General features: G+C 64.9%; 14 protein-coding genes and 1 pseudogene. 9 read left to right on the top strand and 6 right to left on the bottom strand.

Annotated features, from left to right (window positions below; genetic code table 11):
* Nucleotides 1-241 precede the first annotated feature (241 nt).
* Nucleotides 242-3,121 carry a valine--tRNA ligase gene (locus AB3X89_RS34085; protein ID WP_368587189.1) on the top strand — a complete coding sequence of 960 codons (2,880 nt, stop codon included), beginning with the start codon at nucleotides 242-244 and terminating at the stop codon, nucleotides 3,119-3,121.
* A gap of 62 nt (nucleotides 3,122-3,183) precedes the next feature.
* Entirely contained in the window at nucleotides 3,184-4,065 is an 882-nt protein-coding gene (galU, locus tag AB3X89_RS34090) for a UTP--glucose-1-phosphate uridylyltransferase GalU (protein ID WP_368587190.1), read from the top strand.
* Nucleotides 4,066-4,163: 98 nt separating this feature from the next.
* Here galU and AB3X89_RS34095 read toward each other — a convergent pair whose 3' ends face one another.
* From AB3X89_RS34095 to AB3X89_RS34110, 4 genes are all read right to left on the bottom strand, one after another.
* Entirely contained in the window at nucleotides 4,164-4,391 is a 228-nt protein-coding gene (locus AB3X89_RS34095) for a sulfurtransferase TusA family protein (RefSeq protein ID WP_026225937.1), read from the bottom strand.
* 100 nt (nucleotides 4,392-4,491) lie between these two features.
* On the bottom strand, nucleotides 4,492-5,538 hold the full coding sequence (locus tag AB3X89_RS34100; protein ID WP_368587191.1) for a Gfo/Idh/MocA family oxidoreductase: 1,047 nt from the start codon (nucleotides 5,536-5,538) through the stop codon (nucleotides 4,492-4,494).
* Nucleotides 5,538-6,554: an inositol 2-dehydrogenase gene (gene iolG / locus AB3X89_RS34105; RefSeq protein WP_368587192.1), complete on the bottom strand. Its 1,017-nt coding sequence runs from the start codon at nucleotides 6,552-6,554 to the stop codon at nucleotides 5,538-5,540. The genes AB3X89_RS34100 and iolG overlap by 1 nt, the downstream gene beginning before the upstream one ends.
* Complete coding sequence (locus tag AB3X89_RS34110; protein WP_368587193.1) at nucleotides 6,547-7,431, bottom strand: MurR/RpiR family transcriptional regulator; 885 nt, start codon at nucleotides 7,429-7,431, stop codon at nucleotides 6,547-6,549. Before AB3X89_RS34110 ends, iolG begins: the two co-directional genes overlap by 8 nt.
* Nucleotides 7,432-7,707: 276 nt before the next feature.
* Between AB3X89_RS34110 and AB3X89_RS34115 the strand changes: the two genes are divergently transcribed.
* From AB3X89_RS34115 to iolB, 7 genes are all read left to right on the top strand, one after another.
* Nucleotides 7,708-8,754, top strand: coding sequence for a sugar ABC transporter substrate-binding protein (locus AB3X89_RS34115; protein WP_368587194.1), 1,047 nt, complete (start codon nucleotides 7,708-7,710; stop codon nucleotides 8,752-8,754).
* 220 nt (nucleotides 8,755-8,974) lie between these two features.
* On the top strand, nucleotides 8,975-10,165 hold the full coding sequence (locus tag AB3X89_RS34120; RefSeq protein ID WP_368587195.1) for an ABC transporter permease: 1,191 nt from the start codon (nucleotides 8,975-8,977) through the stop codon (nucleotides 10,163-10,165).
* 13 nt (nucleotides 10,166-10,178) lie between these two features.
* Nucleotides 10,179-10,985, top strand: coding sequence for an ATP-binding cassette domain-containing protein (locus AB3X89_RS34125; protein ID WP_368587196.1), 807 nt, complete (start codon nucleotides 10,179-10,181; stop codon nucleotides 10,983-10,985).
* Nucleotides 10,986-11,071: 86 nt separating this feature from the next.
* Nucleotides 11,072-13,096: a 5-dehydro-2-deoxygluconokinase gene (iolC, locus tag AB3X89_RS34130; RefSeq protein WP_368587197.1), complete on the top strand. Its 2,025-nt coding sequence runs from the start codon at nucleotides 11,072-11,074 to the stop codon at nucleotides 13,094-13,096.
* The gene (gene iolD / locus AB3X89_RS34135; RefSeq protein ID WP_368587198.1) at nucleotides 13,093-15,066 is read left to right on the top strand and encodes a 3D-(3,5/4)-trihydroxycyclohexane-1,2-dione acylhydrolase (decyclizing); all 1,974 of its coding nucleotides are present in this window, start codon (nucleotides 13,093-13,095) and stop codon (nucleotides 15,064-15,066) included. The genes iolC and iolD overlap by 4 nt, the downstream gene beginning before the upstream one ends.
* Before the next feature lie 19 nt (nucleotides 15,067-15,085).
* Nucleotides 15,086-15,994 (top strand): myo-inosose-2 dehydratase, encoded by a 909-nt coding sequence (gene iolE / locus AB3X89_RS34140; RefSeq protein WP_368587199.1) that lies wholly within the window; start codon nucleotides 15,086-15,088, stop codon nucleotides 15,992-15,994.
* The gene (iolB, locus tag AB3X89_RS34145) at nucleotides 15,991-16,791 is read left to right on the top strand and encodes a 5-deoxy-glucuronate isomerase (RefSeq protein ID WP_368587200.1); all 801 of its coding nucleotides are present in this window, start codon (nucleotides 15,991-15,993) and stop codon (nucleotides 16,789-16,791) included. The genes iolE and iolB overlap by 4 nt, the downstream gene beginning before the upstream one ends.
* A 76-nt stretch (nucleotides 16,792-16,867) precedes the next feature.
* Here the strand turns inward: iolB and AB3X89_RS34150 are convergent, their stop codons facing one another.
* Nucleotides 16,868-17,593: an ABC transporter ATP-binding protein gene (locus AB3X89_RS34150; RefSeq protein ID WP_368587201.1), complete on the bottom strand. Its 726-nt coding sequence runs from the start codon at nucleotides 17,591-17,593 to the stop codon at nucleotides 16,868-16,870.
* A pseudogene (locus AB3X89_RS34155) lies at nucleotides 17,590-17,937 on the bottom strand (ABC transporter ATP-binding protein); the annotation flags it as partial. The pseudogene AB3X89_RS34155 and the gene AB3X89_RS34150, both read right to left, overlap by 4 nt.

Below are 17,937 nucleotides of genomic sequence, written 5' to 3' on the forward strand. Positions count from 1 at the left end.
TTTTTCGCGGAGCGCAGTTCGGGGGACATTATATGCCCCGGTGGGGGCGGCGCTTTTTTGTCGTTGTTCTGGCTTCTTTGGCCTTTCCTTGCTGGCTTGTCGGTCTAATAGACCAATAACAAAGCAAGGAAAGGCCAAAGAACCCAGAACAACGACAAACCAAGCCGCCGGCAAGGCAAAACCCCTCGTTAGCTATAATCAACCATTCTCCGCCTCCAAAATCCTGCTTTTAACCAGAAACATGAGCGACACCCCGAGCGACCCGACCTCGACGCTTGCAAAAAGCTTCGAACCCCACACCATCGAAGCCCACTGGGGCCCTGAATGGGAAAAGCGCGCCTACGCCGCGCCCTCCTTCGACCCGAACCGCAAGGATTTCTCGATCCAGCTGCCGCCGCCGAACGTCACGGGCACGCTGCACATGGGCCACGCGTTCAACCAGACCATCATGGACGGTCTCACCCGCTATCACCGCATGCTCGGCGAAAACACGCTGTGGGTGCCGGGTACCGACCACGCGGGCATCGCCACGCAGATCGTCGTCGAACGTCAGCTCGACGCGCAGGGCGTCTCGCGCCACGACCTCGGCCGCGAAAAATTCGTCGAACGCGTGTGGGAGTGGAAGCAGCAGTCCGGCTCGACCATCACGAATCAGGTGCGTCGTCTCGGTGCGTCGATCGACTGGTCGCGCGAATACTTCACGATGGACGACAAGATGTCGGCCGCCGTGCGCGACGTGTTCGTGCGTCTGTATGAACAGGGGCTGATCTATCGCGGCAAGCGCCTCGTGAACTGGGACCCGGTGCTGCTCACCGCCGTGTCCGACCTCGAAGTGGTCAGCGAAGAAGAGAACGGCCACCTGTGGCACATCCACTATCCGTTGACCGACGGCTCGGGCCATCTGACCGTCGCCACCACCCGCCCGGAAACCATGCTCGGCGACACCGCCGTGATGGTGCACCCGGAAGACGAGCGCTACGCGCACCTGATCGGCAAGACCGTCACACTGCCGCTGTCGAACCGCGAAGTGCCGATCATCGCCGACGATTACGTCGACCGCGAATTCGGCACCGGCGTCGTCAAGGTCACGCCCGCGCACGATTTCAACGACTATCAGGTCGGCCTGCGCCACAAGCTGCCGCAGATCGAAATCCTCACGCTCGACGCGAGAATCAACGACAACGCGCCCGAAAAATACCGCGGCCTCGACCGTTTCGAAGCCCGCAAGCTGGTGGTCACCGATCTCGAAGCGCTGGGCGCGCTCGAATCGGTCAAGCCGCACAAGCTGATGGTGCCGCGCGGCGACCGCACCGGCGTCGTGATCGAGCCGATGCTGACCGACCAGTGGTTCGTCGCGATGAGCAAGCCGGCGCCCGAAGGCACGTTCAATCCGGGCAAGTCGATCGCCGAAACCGCGCTCGACGTCGTGCGTAACGGCCAGATCAAATTCGTGCCGGAAAACTGGACCACCACGTACTACCAGTGGCTCGAAAACATCCAGGACTGGTGCATTTCGCGTCAGTTGTGGTGGGGTCATCAGATTCCGGCGTGGTACGGCGAGAACGGCGAAGTGTTCGTCGCCAAGACTGAAGAGGACGCGCGCGCGAAGGCCGTCGCGGCCGGCTACACGGGCGCGCTGAAACGCGACGAAGACGTGCTCGACACGTGGTTCTCGTCGGCTCTGGTGCCGTTCTCGTCGCTCGGCTGGCCGAACGAAACGGAAGAACTGAAGCACTTCATGCCGTCGTCGGTGCTCGTCACCGGCTTCGACATCATCTTCTTCTGGGTCGCGCGCATGGTCATGATGACCACGCACTTCACCGGCAAAGTGCCGTTCGACACGGTCTACGTGCACGGCCTCGTGCGCGACGCCGAAGGCCAGAAGATGTCCAAGAGCAAGGGCAACACGCTCGACCCGATCGATATCGTCGATGGCATCGACCTCGACGCGCTCGTCGCGAAACGCACCACCGGCCTGATGAACCCGAAGCAGGCCGCGTCGATCGAGAAGAAGACCCGCAAGGAGTTTCCGGACGGTATTCCGGCGTTCGGCACCGACGCGCTGCGCTTCACGATGGCGTCGATGGCCACGCTCGGCCGCAACGTCAATTTCGACCTCGCCCGCTGTGAAGGCTATCGCAACTTCTGCAACAAGCTGTGGAACGCCACGCGCTTCGTGCTGATGAACTGCGAAGGCCATGACTGCGGTTTCGGCCAACCGGCGCAATGTGGCGAATGCGGGCCAGAAGGCCATCTGCATTTCTCGCAGGCCGACCGCTGGATCGTGTCGCAGCTGCAGCGCGTGGAAGCGGAAGTCGCCAAGGGCTTTTCGGACTATCGTTTTGATAATGTGGCCAACGCCATATACAAGTTCGTCTGGGACGAATATTGTGACTGGTACGTCGAGCTCGCCAAGGTGCAGATCCAGACGGGGCAGCCGAACCAGCAGCGAGCCACGCGTCGCACGCTTTTGCGTGTGCTCGAAACGGTGCTGCGCCTCGCGCATCCGGTGATCCCGTTCATCACCGAAGCGCTGTGGCAGAAAGTGGCGCCGCTCGCGGGATGCTACCCGGAAGGCAAGGCCGAGGGCGAGGCGTCCATCATGGTGCAGCAGTACCCCATCGCGGAGCCGTCGAAGCTCGACGAAGACGCCGAGCAGTGGGCGAACGACCTCAAAGCGGTGATCGATGCATGCCGCAATCTGCGCGGCGAAATGAACTTGTCGCCGGCGGTGAAGGTGCCGTTGCTCGCCACCGGCAACGCGCAGCGTCTTCGTACGTTCGCGCCTTATGCTCAGGCGCTTGCGCGTCTGTCCGAGGTGCAGATCATTGCCGACGAGGCGGCGCTCGATGCCCAGGCGGATGGCGCGCCGATTGCTATCGTAGGAACGGACAAGCTCGTTTTGAAGGTCGAAATCGATGCGGCGGTCGAACGCGAACGCCTGTCGAAAGAGATCACCCGGTTGAGCGCCGAAATCGTGAAATGCAACGGTAAGCTGCAGAATCAGGCCTTCGTCGCGAAGGCGCCGGCCGCGGTCGTGGAACAGGAGCAGAAGCGGCTGGCCGATTTCGAAGCCACCGTCGGCAAGCTGAAGGCCCAGCTGGCTCGCTTGCCGGCCTGATCGACGCGCCCGCCGTCCTCAACGGCGGGCATGGATTTAACCAGAGGACTCAGGGTATTCACATGCTAAAAGTTACGAAGGCGGTTTTTCCGGTCGCAGGTCTTGGCACCCGCTTCCTCCCCGCCACGAAGGCTAGCCCGAAGGAGATGTTGCCGATCGTCGACAAGCCGCTGATTCAGTACGCGGTCGAGGAGGCCATGGCGGCCGGCATCACCGAAATGATCTTCGTCACGGGCCGCAGCAAGCGCGCGATCGAAGACCATTTCGACAAGTCCTATGAGATCGAGGCCGAACTCGAAGCACGCGGCAAGGACAAGCTGCTCGAACTCGTGCGTAGCATCAAGCCGAGCCACGTCGACTGCTTCTACGTGCGCCAGGCCGAAGCGCTAGGCCTCGGCCACGCGGTGCTGTGCGCCGAGAAGCTGGTCGGCGACAACCCGTTTGCCGTGATTCTCGCGGACGACCTGTTGTACGGCACGCCGCCCGTGATGACGCAGATGATCGAGGTGTTCGATCACTATCACAGCTCGGTGATCGGCGTCGAAGAGATCCCCCCGGAAGACACGAAGTCGTACGGCATCGTCGATGGCAAGGAATGGGAAGATTCGATCATCAAGATGTCGGGCATCATCGAAAAGCCGGAGCCGAGCGTGGCGCCGTCGAACCTCGGCGTGGTCGGCCGATATGTGCTGAAGCCGCGCATCTTCGATCATCTGCGCTCGATCAAACCGGGCGCGGGCGGTGAATTGCAACTGACGGACGCGATCCAGTCGCTGCTCGCCGATGAACAGGTGCTCGCGTACAAGTATCACGGCACGCGTTTCGACTGCGGCAGCAAGCTCGGCTACCTGAAGGCGACCGTCGAGTTCGCACTGCGTCACCCGGAAGTGGCGTCCGATTTCGAAGAATATCTGCGTACCCGCTCGCCGGTCCTCGAAGGCTGACGCCAAGGTCAGGACGAAACGAAGAAGGCGCTGTACCCCGAATAATGGGGACAGCGCCTTCTTTTTTACATCGGACGGACAGATTTACTGAATGCTGCTCAACGGCGCCGCATCAGAAACGTAAACACCTTGTCATGCGCCGAGCTTTCGACGATCTCGTTGCCGGTCTGCTTCGCGAACGCGGCGAAATCGCGCTGCGAGCCGGGATCGGTGGCGAGCACCTTGAGAATCTGGCCGCTTTCCATGTCGGCGAGCGCTTTTTTGGCGCGCAGGATGGGCAGCGGGCACATGAGCCCGCGCGCATCGACTTCCTTGTGAATCTGAATTTGCATCGACGATGACCTTCGGGACGAGGCGTCGCTAACGACGCCGGACAGAGGGTCAAATTTTACAGCAGGCGGCGCGGCGGCGCCGGACAGCGCACCGCTACAGCGTCACCGCCCTGCCGCTTTGCAGCGACTCGCGCAGCGCGGCGCCGATACGCGTCGCTTCGAGCGCATCGGCGAGCGTCGCGCCGCTCTGTTCCGCATCGCCCTTCCCCGGCCCTTTTTGCACCGATGCGACGAATGCGCGTGCCTCGTGCAGAAACGCGTCCTCGAAGCGGTCGAAAAAATTCGGCGTGCACTCGTTGCGAATACCGGTCGAGTCGTAGATCTCGACGCGGTTCGCGCGCGGATTGCGGCCGATCGTCAGCGCGCCTGCCGTACCGATGACTTCGCTATGCGTATCGTTGCCGTGCGCCTGCGTGCGCGACGCGTAGAACATCGCGAGCTTGCCGCCCTCGAATTCGCAGATCGCCACGCCGTTGTCGACGTCGCCGAATTCGCGCAGACCCTCGTGCAGCGCGATCGTGCCCGCCGCGAACACGCGTGTCGCGCGCGGCTTGCCGAGCAGCCAGCGGGCGACGTCGATGTCGTGCACCGTGCAGTCGAGAAAGATGCCGCCCGAGCTCGCCGCGAAGCGCACGAAGAAGCCGTCGTTGTCGTTTTTATCGGTGGTCTGCGAGCGCACGAGGAACGGCCGGCCGATCTGGCCGGCGGCGATTTTGTCGAACGCGTCACGGTAGCTCGGATCGAAGCGGCGCATGAAGCCGATCGTCGCTTGCAGATGCGGATAGCGCGCCGCTTCGGCCAGCACGCGCTCGCATTCGGCGACATCGAGCGACAGCGGTTTTTCGCAGAACACGTGCTTGCCGGCGCGTAACGCGTCGACGATCTGCTGCGCATGCAGCGACGACGGCGTGACGAGCCATACCGCATCGAGCTGCGGATCGGCGAGCAGGTCCGCGTAATCGGCGTAAAGACGCGGCTCGGGTAGCGCATCGCGCGCCCACGCGAGTTCCTCTTCGAGCGGACTGCACGCGGCCGCGAGCGTCGCGCCCGGCACGCGATACGCGAGATTCTCCGCATGCCGCTTGCCAAGCCGCCCAAGGCCGACCACGCCGATCCGCAGGCGCTCCGTGGCGGGTTTCATCACGCGGCCTCGCCGAGTTTGACCGCACGGCCCTCGCGCCATGAACGCGTCGCGGCTTCCGCGAGTTCGAGCGCTTTCAGGCCATCGGCGACGGTCGTGCGCACCGGTTTGCCGTGCGTGACCGCGTCGAAGAAATGCGCGATTTCTAGCGCGTAGGCCGCGCGGTAGCGTTCGAGAAAGAACGCCTCGGGCACGTCGGTCGATACTTTCGTCTTCGCGTACGCGGTGACTTCGGTCGGCCGGATGTTGCCCGCTTGCAGCATGCCGGTGCTGCCGAGCACTTCGAAGCGCTGGTCGTAGCCGTACGCGGCGCGCCGCGTGGTGTTGATCTGGCACAGGCGGCCGCGCCTCGTGCGGATCGTCACCGCGGTCGAATCGACGTCGCCCGCGTCGGCGATCGCGGGGTCGGTGAGGCAACTGCCGGTGGCGTGCAGCGTGTCGGCTTCGTCGTCGAGAATCCACCGGCAGATGTCGAAGTCGTGAATCAGCATGTCCTTGAAGATGCCGCCGGAGCGCCGGATGTAGTCGACCGGCGGCGCGCCAGGGTCGCGGCTCGTCACGACCAGCATTTCCGGCGTGCCGATCTCGCCTGCGTCCAGACGCGCTTTCAATGCGGCAAACGTCGGATCGAAGCGCCGCTGAAACCCGATCATGCACACGATACCCGCGCGCTCCACGGCTTGCGCGCACATCCGCGCGCGCTCCAGCGTCAGATCGACCGGCTTCTCGCAGAACACGTGCTTGTTCTGCGCGGCCGATTTGACGATCAGGTCCGCATGCGTGTCGGTGCTCGAACAGATCACGGTCGCGCCGATCGACGCGTCGCCGATCGCGCCGTCGATATCCGCGACCTGCGCGCCATGCTGGGCGGCGAGCGCGGCGGCCGCGTCGCGATTCACGTCGACCACGTATTTGAGCCGCACGCCGGGCTGCCGCGCGAGATTCGCCGCATGGATCTTGCCGATGCGTCCCGCGCCGAATACCGCGACGTCGATCGTGCTTACCGCGTCAGTCATCGTAGCCTCCAGTGTCGTTGGATTCTTCAACGTTCAGTTCGAGCTTGTACGCGAGCGCGATGAACAGCGCCTGGCACAGGCAGATCGTGCTGGTCAGCGAGCGGAACGCGAACGCGCTGCCCTCTTTCACGTAGAGTTGCGTGCTCGCGTAGCGCGCGAGCGGCGATAGCTGGCTATCCGTGATGACGAGCGTCTTCGCCTGATGATGATGCGCGACGCGCAGACAGTACTGCGTCTCCTTGCCGTACGGCGCGAAGCTGATCGCAATCACCACGTCGCCCTTCCTGACGCTGCGGATCTGCTCGCGATACATGCCGCCGAAGCCGGACACCAGATGCACGCGCTTGTGCGTGTGCTGCAACGCATAGACGATGTAGCTCGCGACCGGAAACGAGCGCCGCACGCCGATCACGTAGATGTTGTCGGCCTGCTGCAGCATCTTCACGGCGGCGTCGAACTGCTTGTCGTCGAGACCCGCCTCGAGTTCTTCGAGGCCGCCGCGCGACGCGGCGATGAACTCGCGCGCGACCGCGCCACCCGACAGCGTGCCGGGCTTCTCGTCGATCAGCTTGCGGATGCGCTGCTGATAGCTCGACGACGACACGCCCTGCCCCGTATACGCCTGACGAAACACCGCCTGCAAATCGGAAAACCCGGAAAAGCCGAACCGCTGCGCAAAGCGCACGACCGCCGACGGGTGCACACCGCAGCTCGCGGCGATATCGCTGGTGCGATCCATCATCACGCTCGAGCGATGCTGCTCGATATATGACGCCACGCTCTTCAACTGCCGAGGCAGCGACTCGTAGGTATCCGCGATGCGCTGCATCAATTCGTCGACGCTCGGCAACGCTTCTTCGGTGATCTGTTCCGCCATGACTGCCTCTCGGGGTTTCCTGCAATGCGACAGACGCGCCCGCGGCCCGCCGCAACGCGCATCCGACGTTGCCGAGTATAGGCGGGCGCCCCATCAAATGGAACGTATTTTCCATTTTTATTTGTCATGAAATTTTCTTTGCAAGGCCTCGGAAGATGACCTACTCTTGGTCGTGAGCGATGGCGCTTCGGCCTCGTTGTGTGGGTCATCGGAATGGCAAGCCACCCGCCAGGCGCTCCCTCAATAACGAACGACAGACCGAGAAAGGTGGAGACAATGAGACTTTGCAGAGGCAAGGCAACGCTCAGGATTCTGGTGACGGCGTTGACGTTGGCGACGGGATTCGGCGCGGCCTCGGCCGCCCGCGCGGCGGACGCCCACTTCGTGCTGATCAGCCACGCGCCGGATTCGGACTCGTGGTGGAACACGATCAAGAACGCGATCAAGCAGGCGGACGAGGACTTCAACGTTCAGACCGACTACCGCAACCCGCCGAACGGCGACATCGCCGACATGGCGCGTCTCGTCGAACAGGCGGCCGCACGCAACTATGACGGCGTGATCGTATCGATCGCCGACTTCGACGTGCTGAAGAGCTCGATCGGGAAGGTCACCGAGAAACATATTCCGCTCGTCACGATCAACTCCGGCACCGAAGAGCAAAGCGCGAAGCTCGGCGCGATCATGCACGTCGGCCAGCCCGAGTTCGCGGCCGGCAAAGCCGCCGGCGAAAAGGCCAAGGCCGCCGGCATCAAGTCGTTCCTGTGCGTGAACCACTACGCGACGAACCCGGCTTCGTTCGAACGCTGCCGCGGTTTCGCCGAAGCGATCGGCGCCAACTTCAAAACCTCGACGCTCGACGTGGGCCAGGACCCGACCGGCGTGCAGTCGAAAGTCAGCGCGTTCCTGCGCAATCATCCGGATACCCAGGCGGTGCTGACGCTCGGTCCGCTATCGGCCGACCCGACCTTGAAGGCGCTGCAGCAGATGGGCCTCGCCGGCAAGATCTGGTTCGCGACCTTCGACTTCGATAGCGACATCGCGAAGGGCATCCAGGACGGCACGATCCAGTTCGCGATCGACCAGCAACCGTACTTGCAGGGCTATATCCCGGTCGCCGTGCTGGCGATCGCGAAGAAGAACAACACCACCGATCCCGTGAAGATCCGCGAGGTCCTGCAGGCGAATCCGAAGTTCAAGGAGCGCCTCGCGACCTATGGGCTCGCACCGTCGTATGGGCCGCGCAATATCGGCTCGGGTCCAGGCTTCATCACCAAGGAAAACGTCGACAAGGTGCTGAAGTACGCGGGTCAGTACCGCTGAGCGCACGGCACCGCATCGCGCGATCAGGCCGCCGCGCCAGCGGCAAGGTTCAAAAAGGCAGTGACCGGTGGGACGCATTGCGTCTTGCCGGCACTCGCCCGCTCAGCGGACATGCCGCCAAGCGGATATGCCGCCCAGCGGACATGCCGCCCGGCGGATTCACAAACGCCCAACGCATTGCGACGACTCGCCGGTCGCGGGCGTATCAAGGAGAGCTTCAATGGGTGTCGCCGACCTGTTTCATCCCCATCACCGCAAGCAACCGCCGTCCGATCCGCAGGACCCTGCGCAGTCTGGCGCGACGACCGCCTCGCAATCCGCTGCCGTCGACGAACGCGTGCGCGAGGAATCCTGGTTCCGCCATCTGCTCGGCCGACCGGAATTCGCGGCGCTCGCCGGCACCGTGATGGTGTTCATCGTGTTCGGCCTGGCCGCCGGCAACTCGGGGATGTTCAACCTCGACGGCGTGATGAACTGGTCGCAGGTCGCCGCCTATCTTGGTCTGATCTCGGTCGGCGCATGCCTGCTGATGATCGCCGGCGAGTTCGATCTGTCGATCGGCTCGATGATCGGCTTTGCCGGCATGATGGTCGCGTTGCCGACCATGTACTTCCACTGGCCGATCTGGCTTGCGATCGTGTTCGCGTTCGTCGGCTCGATGCTGCTCGGCGCGCTCAACGGCTATCTGGTGATACGCACGCGTCTGCCGTCGTTCATCGTCACGCTTGCGTTCCTGTTCATTCTGCGCGGTCTGACGCTCGCGCTATCGGTGATGTTCGCCGATCGCACGATCATCTCCGGTGTCGGCGACGTCGCGCGTCAGGACTGGTTCGCGCACACGTTCTTCCAGGGCGTCGCGTTCCGAGGTCTGTTCGTATGGCTTGGCCACCTCGGTCTCGTGAAGATGCTCGACAACGGTGCGCCGCTGGTGCCGGGCATTCCCAAGGTGCTGCTGTGGTGGTTCGTGCTCGCGGTGGTCTGCGCATTCACGCTCGCGAAGACGCGCTTCGGCAACTGGATTTTCGCGGTCGGCGGCGATGCCAACGCGGCCAAGAATGTCGGCGTGCCAGTGCGTCGCGTGAAGATCTCGCTGTTCGTGCTGACCGCGTTCTGCTCGGCCCTGTATGCGGTGCTACAGGTGTGCGATATCGGCTCGGCCGCGGCCGACCGCGGTTTGCAGGCGGAGTTCGAGGCGATCATCGCCGCGGTGATCGGCGGCACGCTGCTGACGGGCGGCTACGGCTCGGTGGTCGGCGCCTGCTTCGGTGCGCTGATCTTCGGCGTCGTGCAGATCGGCATCACGTACACCAACGTCGATTCCGACTGGTTCCGCGTGTTTCTCGGCGTGATGCTGCTGTTCGCCGTGCTGTTCAACCACTACGTACGCGGCCGCGTCGCGGCATCGCGCTAGACGGAGGTTCACGATGAGCACCCCCGAACCGAACCCCGACGACACCATCCTGTCGCTCGAAAACGTCAGCCGCTATTTCGGCAACATCATCGCGCTGAACGACATCACGCTGCGGCTCAAACGCGGTGAAGTGCATTGTCTGCTCGGCGACAACGGCGCGGGCAAATCGACGCTGATCAAGACGCTCGCGGGCGTGTATCAGCCGAGCAAAGGCACCTACCGGGTGGACGGCAAGCCGGTGCATTTCACGTCACCGAAAGACGCGCTCGATCTCGGCATCGCAACCGTCTATCAGGATCTCGCGCTGGTGCCGCTGCTCTCGGTCGCGCGCAATTTCTTCATGGGCCGCGAACCGCAGAGAAAGCTGTTCGGGTTTCTCAACGTGATGGACCTCGAAACCTGCGCAATCACCGCGCGCGACAAGCTCGCCGAAATGGGCATCAATGTGCGCGACCCGCATCAGCCGATCGGCACGATGTCGGGCGGCGAGCGCCAATGCCTGGCCATCGCGCGTGCGATTCACTTCGGCGCGCGCGTGCTGATTCTCGACGAACCGACCGCCGCACTCGGCGTCAAGCAGAGCTTCAACGTGCTGAAGCTGATCCATAAGGCGCGCGCCAAAGGCATCTCGGTGATCTTCATCACGCACAACGTGCACCACGCGTATCCGATCGGCGATTCGTTCACGCTGCTCAATCGTGGACGCTCGCTCGGCACCTTCACCAAACAGACGATTAGCAAGGATGAAGTGCTCGACATGATGGCCGGCGGCGCCGAGATGCAGAAGATGATCGGCGAACTCGAAGGCGCGACGATCTGACTGATTCGCGCGGCACGTCCGGCCTCGACGCGTTTCGCCCGGCCAGCCACCGCGCACTTACCGCGCACTGTTACTCAGGACTATTCATGGCTCACTCCAGCACCTCCAGCGGTAATGCAGCAAGCAGCCGGTTCGCGCCGGGGCGCGCCCGCGACATCGTGTGCCTCGGCCGGCTGGCCGTCGATCTGTATGCGCAACAGGTCGGCGCGCGGCTCGAAGACGTGTCGAGCTTCGCGAAGTATCTAGGCGGCTCGTCGGCGAACATCGCGTTCGGCTGCGCGCGGCTCGGGCTTGACGCAGCCATGCTCGCGCGCGTCGGCAACGATCACATGGGACGCTTCCTGACCGAGACGCTCGCGAAGGAAGGCTGCGACGTGAGCCACGTGCGCATCGATCACGAACGGCTGACCGCGCTCGTGCTGCTCGGCCTGAAGGACCGCGACACGTTCCCGCTGATCTTCTACCGCGAGAACTGCGCGGACATGGCGGTCGACGAGGCCGATTTCGACGAGGCGTTCATCGCGTCGTCGAAAGCGCTGCTGATCACCGGCACGCATTTTTCCACCGAGCAGGTCAATCGCACGAGCCGCCGCGCGCTCGAATACGCGCGCCGCAACGACGTGCGCACCGTGCTCGACATCGACTACCGCCCGGTGCTGTGGGGACTGACGAGCAAGGCCGACGGCGAGACGCGTTTCGTCGCGAGCGAGGGTGTCAGCACGCATTTGCAGCGGATACTGCCGCTGTTCGATCTGGTGATCGGCACCGAGGAAGAGTTTCGCATCGCCGGCGGCAAGACCGACCTGCGCGATGCGCTCGCGATGGTGCGCGCCGTGACGCCGGCCACGCTGGTGCTGAAGCGCGGGCCGCTCGGCTGTCAGATCATCGACGGCGAGGTGCCTGCATCGCTCGACGCTGCGCCGATTCATGGCGGCGTCGAAGTCGAAGTGCTGAACGTGCTCGGCGCGGGCGACGCATTCGCTTCCGGCTTCCTCTCAGGCTGGCTGCGCGATCAGCCGCTCGAGGCCTGCGCGCGCGCCGCGAATGCGAGCGGCGCGCTGGTCGTATCACGCCACGGCTGCGCCCCGGCGATGCCGACCCCGGCCGAACTCGACTACTTCCTGCGCGAAGCGCAGGCCGATCCGCAGCGCATGCGCCGGCCCGATCGCGATGCGAAGCTCGCAAGACTGCATCGCGTGTCGCCGGCGCGCAAAGCGTGGCACGAAGTACTCGGCTTCGCGTTCGATCATCGCAACCCGTTCTTCGAACTCGCGCAGCAGACCGGCGCCGACGAAGCGCGCATTGCCTCGTTGAAGGGCTTGTTCGTCGAAGCGGTAGCCCAGACCGAGCGCGCATTGAACCTGCAGGGACGCATCGGCGTATTGATCGACGACCGCTATGGTCAGGACGCGCTGAATGCCGCGACCGGCCGCGGCTGGTGGATCGGCCGTCCGGTCGAGCTGCCCCATTCCGTGCCGCTCGTGTTCGATCATGGCCGCTCGATCGGCACCACGCTGATCGCGTGGCCGCAGGAGCACGTCGCCAAATGCCTCGTGCAGTTTCACCCCGATGAGCCGATCGAGCAGCGGCTCGAACAGGAGGCGCAACTGCGCGCGCTGTATGACGCGACCCAGGCCAGTGGCCACGAACTGCTGCTCGAAGTGATTCCGCCGAAGCATGCGTCGCTGCCGCAGGGGCCGGACATCGTGTATCGCGCGTTGAAGCGCCTGTACAACCTCGGCATCTACCCCGAGTGGTGGAAGCTCGAACCGATGGACGCCGCGCAATGGCAGGCCATCGACGCGCTGATCGCCGAGCGCGATCCGTATTGCCGCGGCGTCGTGCTGCTCGGCTTGTCGGCGGCGGTCGAGCAGTTGAGCGAAGGCTTTCGTGCGGCCGCGCAAGCGGCGACGTGCCGCGGCTTCACGGTCGGCCGCACGATCTTTCACGAACCGAGCCATGCGTGGCTCGCCGGTGAAATCGGCGATGACGAACTGATCGCGCGCGTGCGCCACACGTTCGAAACGCTGATCGCCGCGTGGCGCAATGCGCGCGGCGAACCGACGGCGCATGGCACACCTCATCACGCTCATCAGGAGCAAGCCGCATGAACGAGGGCATCATGCATGACGACACTCCATCCACCAGCGGCGCGCCGCAAGCGCCCGCCCGCACCGGCGGCACGATTCGCCTGACGATGGCACAGGCGCTGGTGCGCTACCTCGCCGCGCAACGCGTCGCCAGCGAAGACGGCGCCAGCGTCGAACCACTGTTTGGCGGCGTGTTCGCGATCTTCGGCCACGGCAACGTCGCGGGCATCGGCGAGGCGCTGTATCAGCATCGCGACGCGCTGCCCACTTTCCGGGCGCATAACGAGCAGGCGATGGCACACAGTGCGATCGCCTACGCGAAGGCCCACTTTCGCCGCCGCATGATGGCGGTGACGACGTCGATCGGCCCCGGTGCGACGAATCTGCTGACCGCGGCCGCGCTCGCGCACGTGAACCGTCTGCCGGTGCTGCTGCTGCCCGGCGACATCTTCGTGTCGCGCGCGCCCGATCCGGTGTTGCAGCAGCTCGAGGATTTCAACGACGGCGGCGTATCCGCGAACGACGCGTTCAAGCCGCTGTCGCGTTACTTCGACCGCATCGTGCATCCGGCGCAATTGCTGAGCGCGCTGCCGCGCGCGATCCGCGTGCTGACCGATGCGGCGTTGTGTGGCCCCGTCACGCTCGCGTTGCCGCAGGACGTGCAGGCGCAGGCATGGGACTTTCCGGAGGACTTTTTCACGCCGCGCGTCGTGCGCCCTCATGCGCCCGCACCGCGTAGCGACGATCTCGACGCCGCGTGTGCGCGCTTGCGGCACGCGAAGCGGCCGCTGATCGTCGCGGGCGGCGGCGTGCTGTACAGCCGCGCGGCCGATGCGCTGCACCGCTTCGCGAGCGCGCATGGCGTGCCGGTCGCGGAAACCCAGGCGGGCAAAAGCTCGCTCGCGTGGAACGATCCGCTGAATGCGGGCGCGCTCGGCGTGACCGGCTCGCCGGCCGCCAATGCGCTCGCGCATGACGCCGACTGCGTGCTCGCGCTCGGCACGCGGCTGCAGGACTTCACGACCGGCTCGAACACGCTGTTCACGCAAGCCGACGTGATCGCGATCAACGCGAATGGCTTCGACGCGCTCAAGCATCGCGGCTTCGTCGTCGAAGCCGATGTGAAGCTCGCGCTCGATGCGCTCGCCGGGCCGCTGCAAGGCTGGCACGCCGAGCGCGCGTGGACCGCGCGCGCGCACAAGCTCGCGGCCAGTTGGCGCGACACCGTGCAAACGCTCACGCATGCGCCGCAACGCGGCGCGGTGCTGCCCTACGAGGGCGATGTGATCGGCGCGGTGCAGCGTTCGAGCACGCGCTCGCCGACCGACGACATCGTCGTCTGCGCGGCCGGCACGCTGCCCGCCGATCTGCACAAGCTGTGGCGCGCGGGCCGGCCCGGCGCGTATCACGTCGAATATGGCTATTCGTGCATGGGCTACGAGATTGCGGGCGGCCTCGGCGTGAAGCTCGCGCGGCCCGAGCGCGAGGTGATCGTGATTCTCGGCGACGGCAGCTATCTGATGATGAACAGCGAGATCGCGAGCTCGGTGATGCTCGGCGCGAAGCTGATCGTCGTCGTGCTCGACAATCGCGGCTTCGGCTGCATCAACCGGCTGCAACAGGCTTGCGGCGGCGCACCGTTCAACAATCTGCTCGACGATTGCGCGCAAGGACCGGAAGGCGTGCCGCGCATCGACTTCGCCGCGCATGCGCGCGCGCTCGGCGCGCAAGCCGAACATGCGCGTAATCTCGCCGAACTCGAAGTGGCACTGCAACGCGCACGCGCGGCCAACGGCACGTACGTGATCAGCATCGACACCGACCCGGCTCGCACCACCGAAGACGGGGGCTGGTGGTGGGAAGTCGCGGTGCCCGAAGTATCGACGTGCACCGAGGTACGCGACGCCCGCGCGAAGTACGACGCGCAGCTCGCCGCGCGCGCGGCGCCCTCCGCACCGCCCTCGCCGCCACAGGGCGCCGATCACGACTGAGAACCATGAGGACTTCTGCATGACTGCTTTCGACGTACGCATCGGCATCAATCCGCTGTCGTGGATGAACGACGACCTGCCGTCGCTCGGCGGCGAGACGCCGCTCGAAGTCGCGCTGACCGAGGGCCGCCAGATCGGCTACCAGGGCTTCGAGCTCGGCAACAAGTTTCCCCGCGAGCCGCAAGCGCTGAAAACGCTGCTCGCGCAATACGACCTCGCGCTCGTGTCAGGCTGGTACTCGGGACAACTGGCCAAACGCAGCGTCGCGGAAGAAATCGACGCGGTCGGCTCGCATCTGGAATTGCTCGCGCAGAACGGCGCGACAGTGATGGTGTATGGCGAGGTCGCCGATTCGATCCAGGGCGCGCCGCGCCCGCTGTATCAACGGCCGCGCTTTTTCAGCGACGCGCAATGGGCCGGCTACGCGGCACGCGTCGATGAATTCGCGCGCTATACGCTGAGCCGTGGCGTTCGGCTCGCCTATCATCATCACATGGGCGCGTATGTCGAAACGCCAGCCGACGTCGATCAGTTGATGGCGCGCACCAGCGATGCGGTAGGCCTGCTGTTCGACGCCGGGCACATCACGTTCGCGGGCGGTGATCCGGTGGCCGTGCTCGACAAGCACATTGCGCGCGTTTGTCATGTGCACTGCAAGGACGTGCGCCCCGCCGTGATGAAGCTCGCGCACAATCGCAACTGGAGTTTTCTCGATGCGGTGATCGCCGGCGCGTTCACGGTGCCCGGCGATGGCGCGGTCAATTTTCCGGCGCTGATCGACCGGCTGAAGCGGCATGGTTATTGCGGCTGGCTCGTGGTCGAGGCGGAGCAGGACCCCGTGGTCGCACCGTCGTTCGATTATGCGCAGAAGGGGTACGGTACTTTGCGGGCGCTCGTCGATGCGCCGCTCGGCAAGGAGGCAGCATGAGCTTATTGGTAAAGGCAGAGCGCGAAGGCCAGACGATCGCGCGCGTCACGCCGCAGTCGGCCTGCTGGCGCTATGTAGGATTCGCCGCGTACCGGGTCGGCGCGAACGAACTCGTGTATGTATTCGAACCGGCGCGCGAATCGTGCATCGTGGTGCTGAGCGGCGCGGTCGATGTCGAAACGCCGGATACGACTTGGAGTTCGCTCGGTTCGCGCGACAGCGTGTTCGAAGACGCGGCGCCGTACGCGGTGTATCTGCCGCCGAACGTGCGCGCGACGGTGCGCGCGAACCGCGACGCGGAAATTGGTGTCGCGAGCGCGCCGGCCAAGGGCGAGTATCCGGCGCGGCTGATCGAGCCGGCGTCGATGAAGCGCTCGACGCGCGGCAAGTCGCTGAATACGCGCTACGTGTGCGACATTCTTCCGCAGACCGAGCCGGCGGAGTCGTTGCTGGTGGTCGAAGTGAGAACGCCGGGCGGTCACGCGTCGAGCTATCCGCCGCACAAGCACGACACCGACAACATTCCGCACGAAAGCTCGCTCGAAGAAACCTATTACCACCGGCTCGATCCGCCGCAAGGCTTCGCGTTTCAGCGCGTGTACACCGACTCGCGCGATATCGACGAATCGATGGCCGTCGAGGATCACGACGTCGTGATGGTGCCGCGCGGCTATCACCCGGTCATCGTGCCGTATGGCTACGACTCGTATTATCTGAACGTGATGGCCGGTAGCCAGCGGGTCTGGCATTTCCATAACGATCCGGTGCACGAGTGGATCATCAATAAGGATGCTTGAGCATCCAAAACCCTTGACGCGTTGGCGTGCCCAAGCGTAGCCCCCGCCCCGCTCCGGGCGCGCGCAAGCCTGCGCGTCAACCCACGCCGAGCCACTCGCGCATCACATCGTCACGCGACAAAAATGACGCGAGCGCGCCGTCGAACACGATCTCCCCGTGCCCCATCACCGCGACGCGGCTCGCGATGTCCTGCGCGATCACGAGCCTCTGTTCGATCAGCAACATCGCGACGCCACGCTCGCGCAGCGCATGCAGACAATCGGCGACCTGCTGCATCACGAGACTCGCGAGCCCTTCGCCGGGCTCGTCGATCAGCAGCAGATCGGGGTCGCCGAGCAGCGCCCGCGCGAGCGCGAGCATCTGTTGCTCGCCGCCCGACAGCGCGCCGGCACGCGTGCGCTTGCGCTCGGCGAGCACCGGGAATAGCGCATAGGCGTCGTCGAGCGTGAAGCGCGGCGCGCTGCCACGCTCACGCGATGCGGCAGCCGGCGCAATGCCGAGCAGCAGGTTCTCATGCACACTCAGCGCGGCGAACACGTCGCGATGCTCGGCCACGTAGCCGAGCCCGAGCCGCGCGATCTCGAACGTGCGCAGACCCGCGACCGAGCGCCCCGCGAAACGCAGTTCGCCCTCGCAGCGCACGAGGCCCATGATCGCGCGGGCGAGCGTCGAGCGGCCCGAGCCATTGCGGCCGACCAGCGCGATCACTTCGCCGGGCTCGATGCTCAGCGTGACGCCGTGCAGCGCCTGGCTCGCGCCGTACCACGCGTTGAGGTCGCGAATGTCGAGCAGCGCGCTCATCGGCCTGCCCCGTTGCCGGGTTCGTCACCGGCCCGAGCGCGTGAGCCCGGGTCGACGCGCTCACCCAGATACGCGGCCCGCACCGCCGCGTCCGCTCGAATCGCGCCCGGCGACCCGCTCGCGATGATGCGCCCCTGCACCAGCACCGAAATCCGATCCGCGATCGCGAACACCGCGTCCATGTCGTGCTCGACCATCAGCAGCGTGCGGCCCGCGGTGGTGTCGCGGATCAGCTCGATCGCGCGCGCCGCCTCCGCGCGGTTCATGCCCGCGGTCGGTTCGTCGAGCAGCAGCGTGTGCGCGCCGCCGGCGAGCGCGATGCCGAGGTCGAGCGCGCGTTGCTC

Origin of the sequence: Paraburkholderia sp. BR14320, from assembly GCF_040948665.1 — a bacterium.
In the GTDB taxonomy this organism is placed as follows: Bacteria; Pseudomonadota; Gammaproteobacteria; order Burkholderiales; family Burkholderiaceae; genus Paraburkholderia; species Paraburkholderia youngii.

Bases quoted from the DNA above. Each gene is read 5' to 3' on its own strand.
- AB3X89_RS34110 (WP_368587193.1), bottom strand. From the start codon at position 7,431: ATGGCGGAACAGATCACCGAAGAAGCGTTGCCGAGCGTCGACGAATTG.
- iolB (WP_368587200.1), top strand. From the start codon at position 15,991: ATGAGCTTATTGGTAAAGGCAGAGCGCGAAGGCCAGACGATCGCGCGC.
- iolC (WP_368587197.1), top strand. From the start codon at position 11,072: ATGGCTCACTCCAGCACCTCCAGCGGTAATGCAGCAAGCAGCCGGTTC.
- AB3X89_RS34100 (WP_368587191.1), bottom strand. From the start codon at position 5,538: ATGAAACCCGCCACGGAGCGCCTGCGGATCGGCGTGGTCGGCCTTGGG.
- AB3X89_RS34085 (WP_368587189.1), top strand. From the start codon at position 242: ATGAGCGACACCCCGAGCGACCCGACCTCGACGCTTGCAAAAAGCTTC.
- iolD (WP_368587198.1), top strand. From the start codon at position 13,093: ATGAACGAGGGCATCATGCATGACGACACTCCATCCACCAGCGGCGCG.
- iolG (WP_368587192.1), bottom strand. From the start codon at position 6,554: ATGACTGACGCGGTAAGCACGATCGACGTCGCGGTATTCGGCGCGGGA.
- AB3X89_RS34125 (WP_368587196.1), top strand. From the start codon at position 10,179: ATGAGCACCCCCGAACCGAACCCCGACGACACCATCCTGTCGCTCGAA.
- iolE (WP_368587199.1), top strand. From the start codon at position 15,086: ATGACTGCTTTCGACGTACGCATCGGCATCAATCCGCTGTCGTGGATG.
- galU (WP_368587190.1), top strand. From the start codon at position 3,184: ATGCTAAAAGTTACGAAGGCGGTTTTTCCGGTCGCAGGTCTTGGCACC.
- AB3X89_RS34115 (WP_368587194.1), top strand. From the start codon at position 7,708: ATGAGACTTTGCAGAGGCAAGGCAACGCTCAGGATTCTGGTGACGGCG.
- AB3X89_RS34150 (WP_368587201.1), bottom strand. From the start codon at position 17,593: ATGAGCGCGCTGCTCGACATTCGCGACCTCAACGCGTGGTACGGCGCG.
- AB3X89_RS34120 (WP_368587195.1), top strand. From the start codon at position 8,975: ATGGGTGTCGCCGACCTGTTTCATCCCCATCACCGCAAGCAACCGCCG.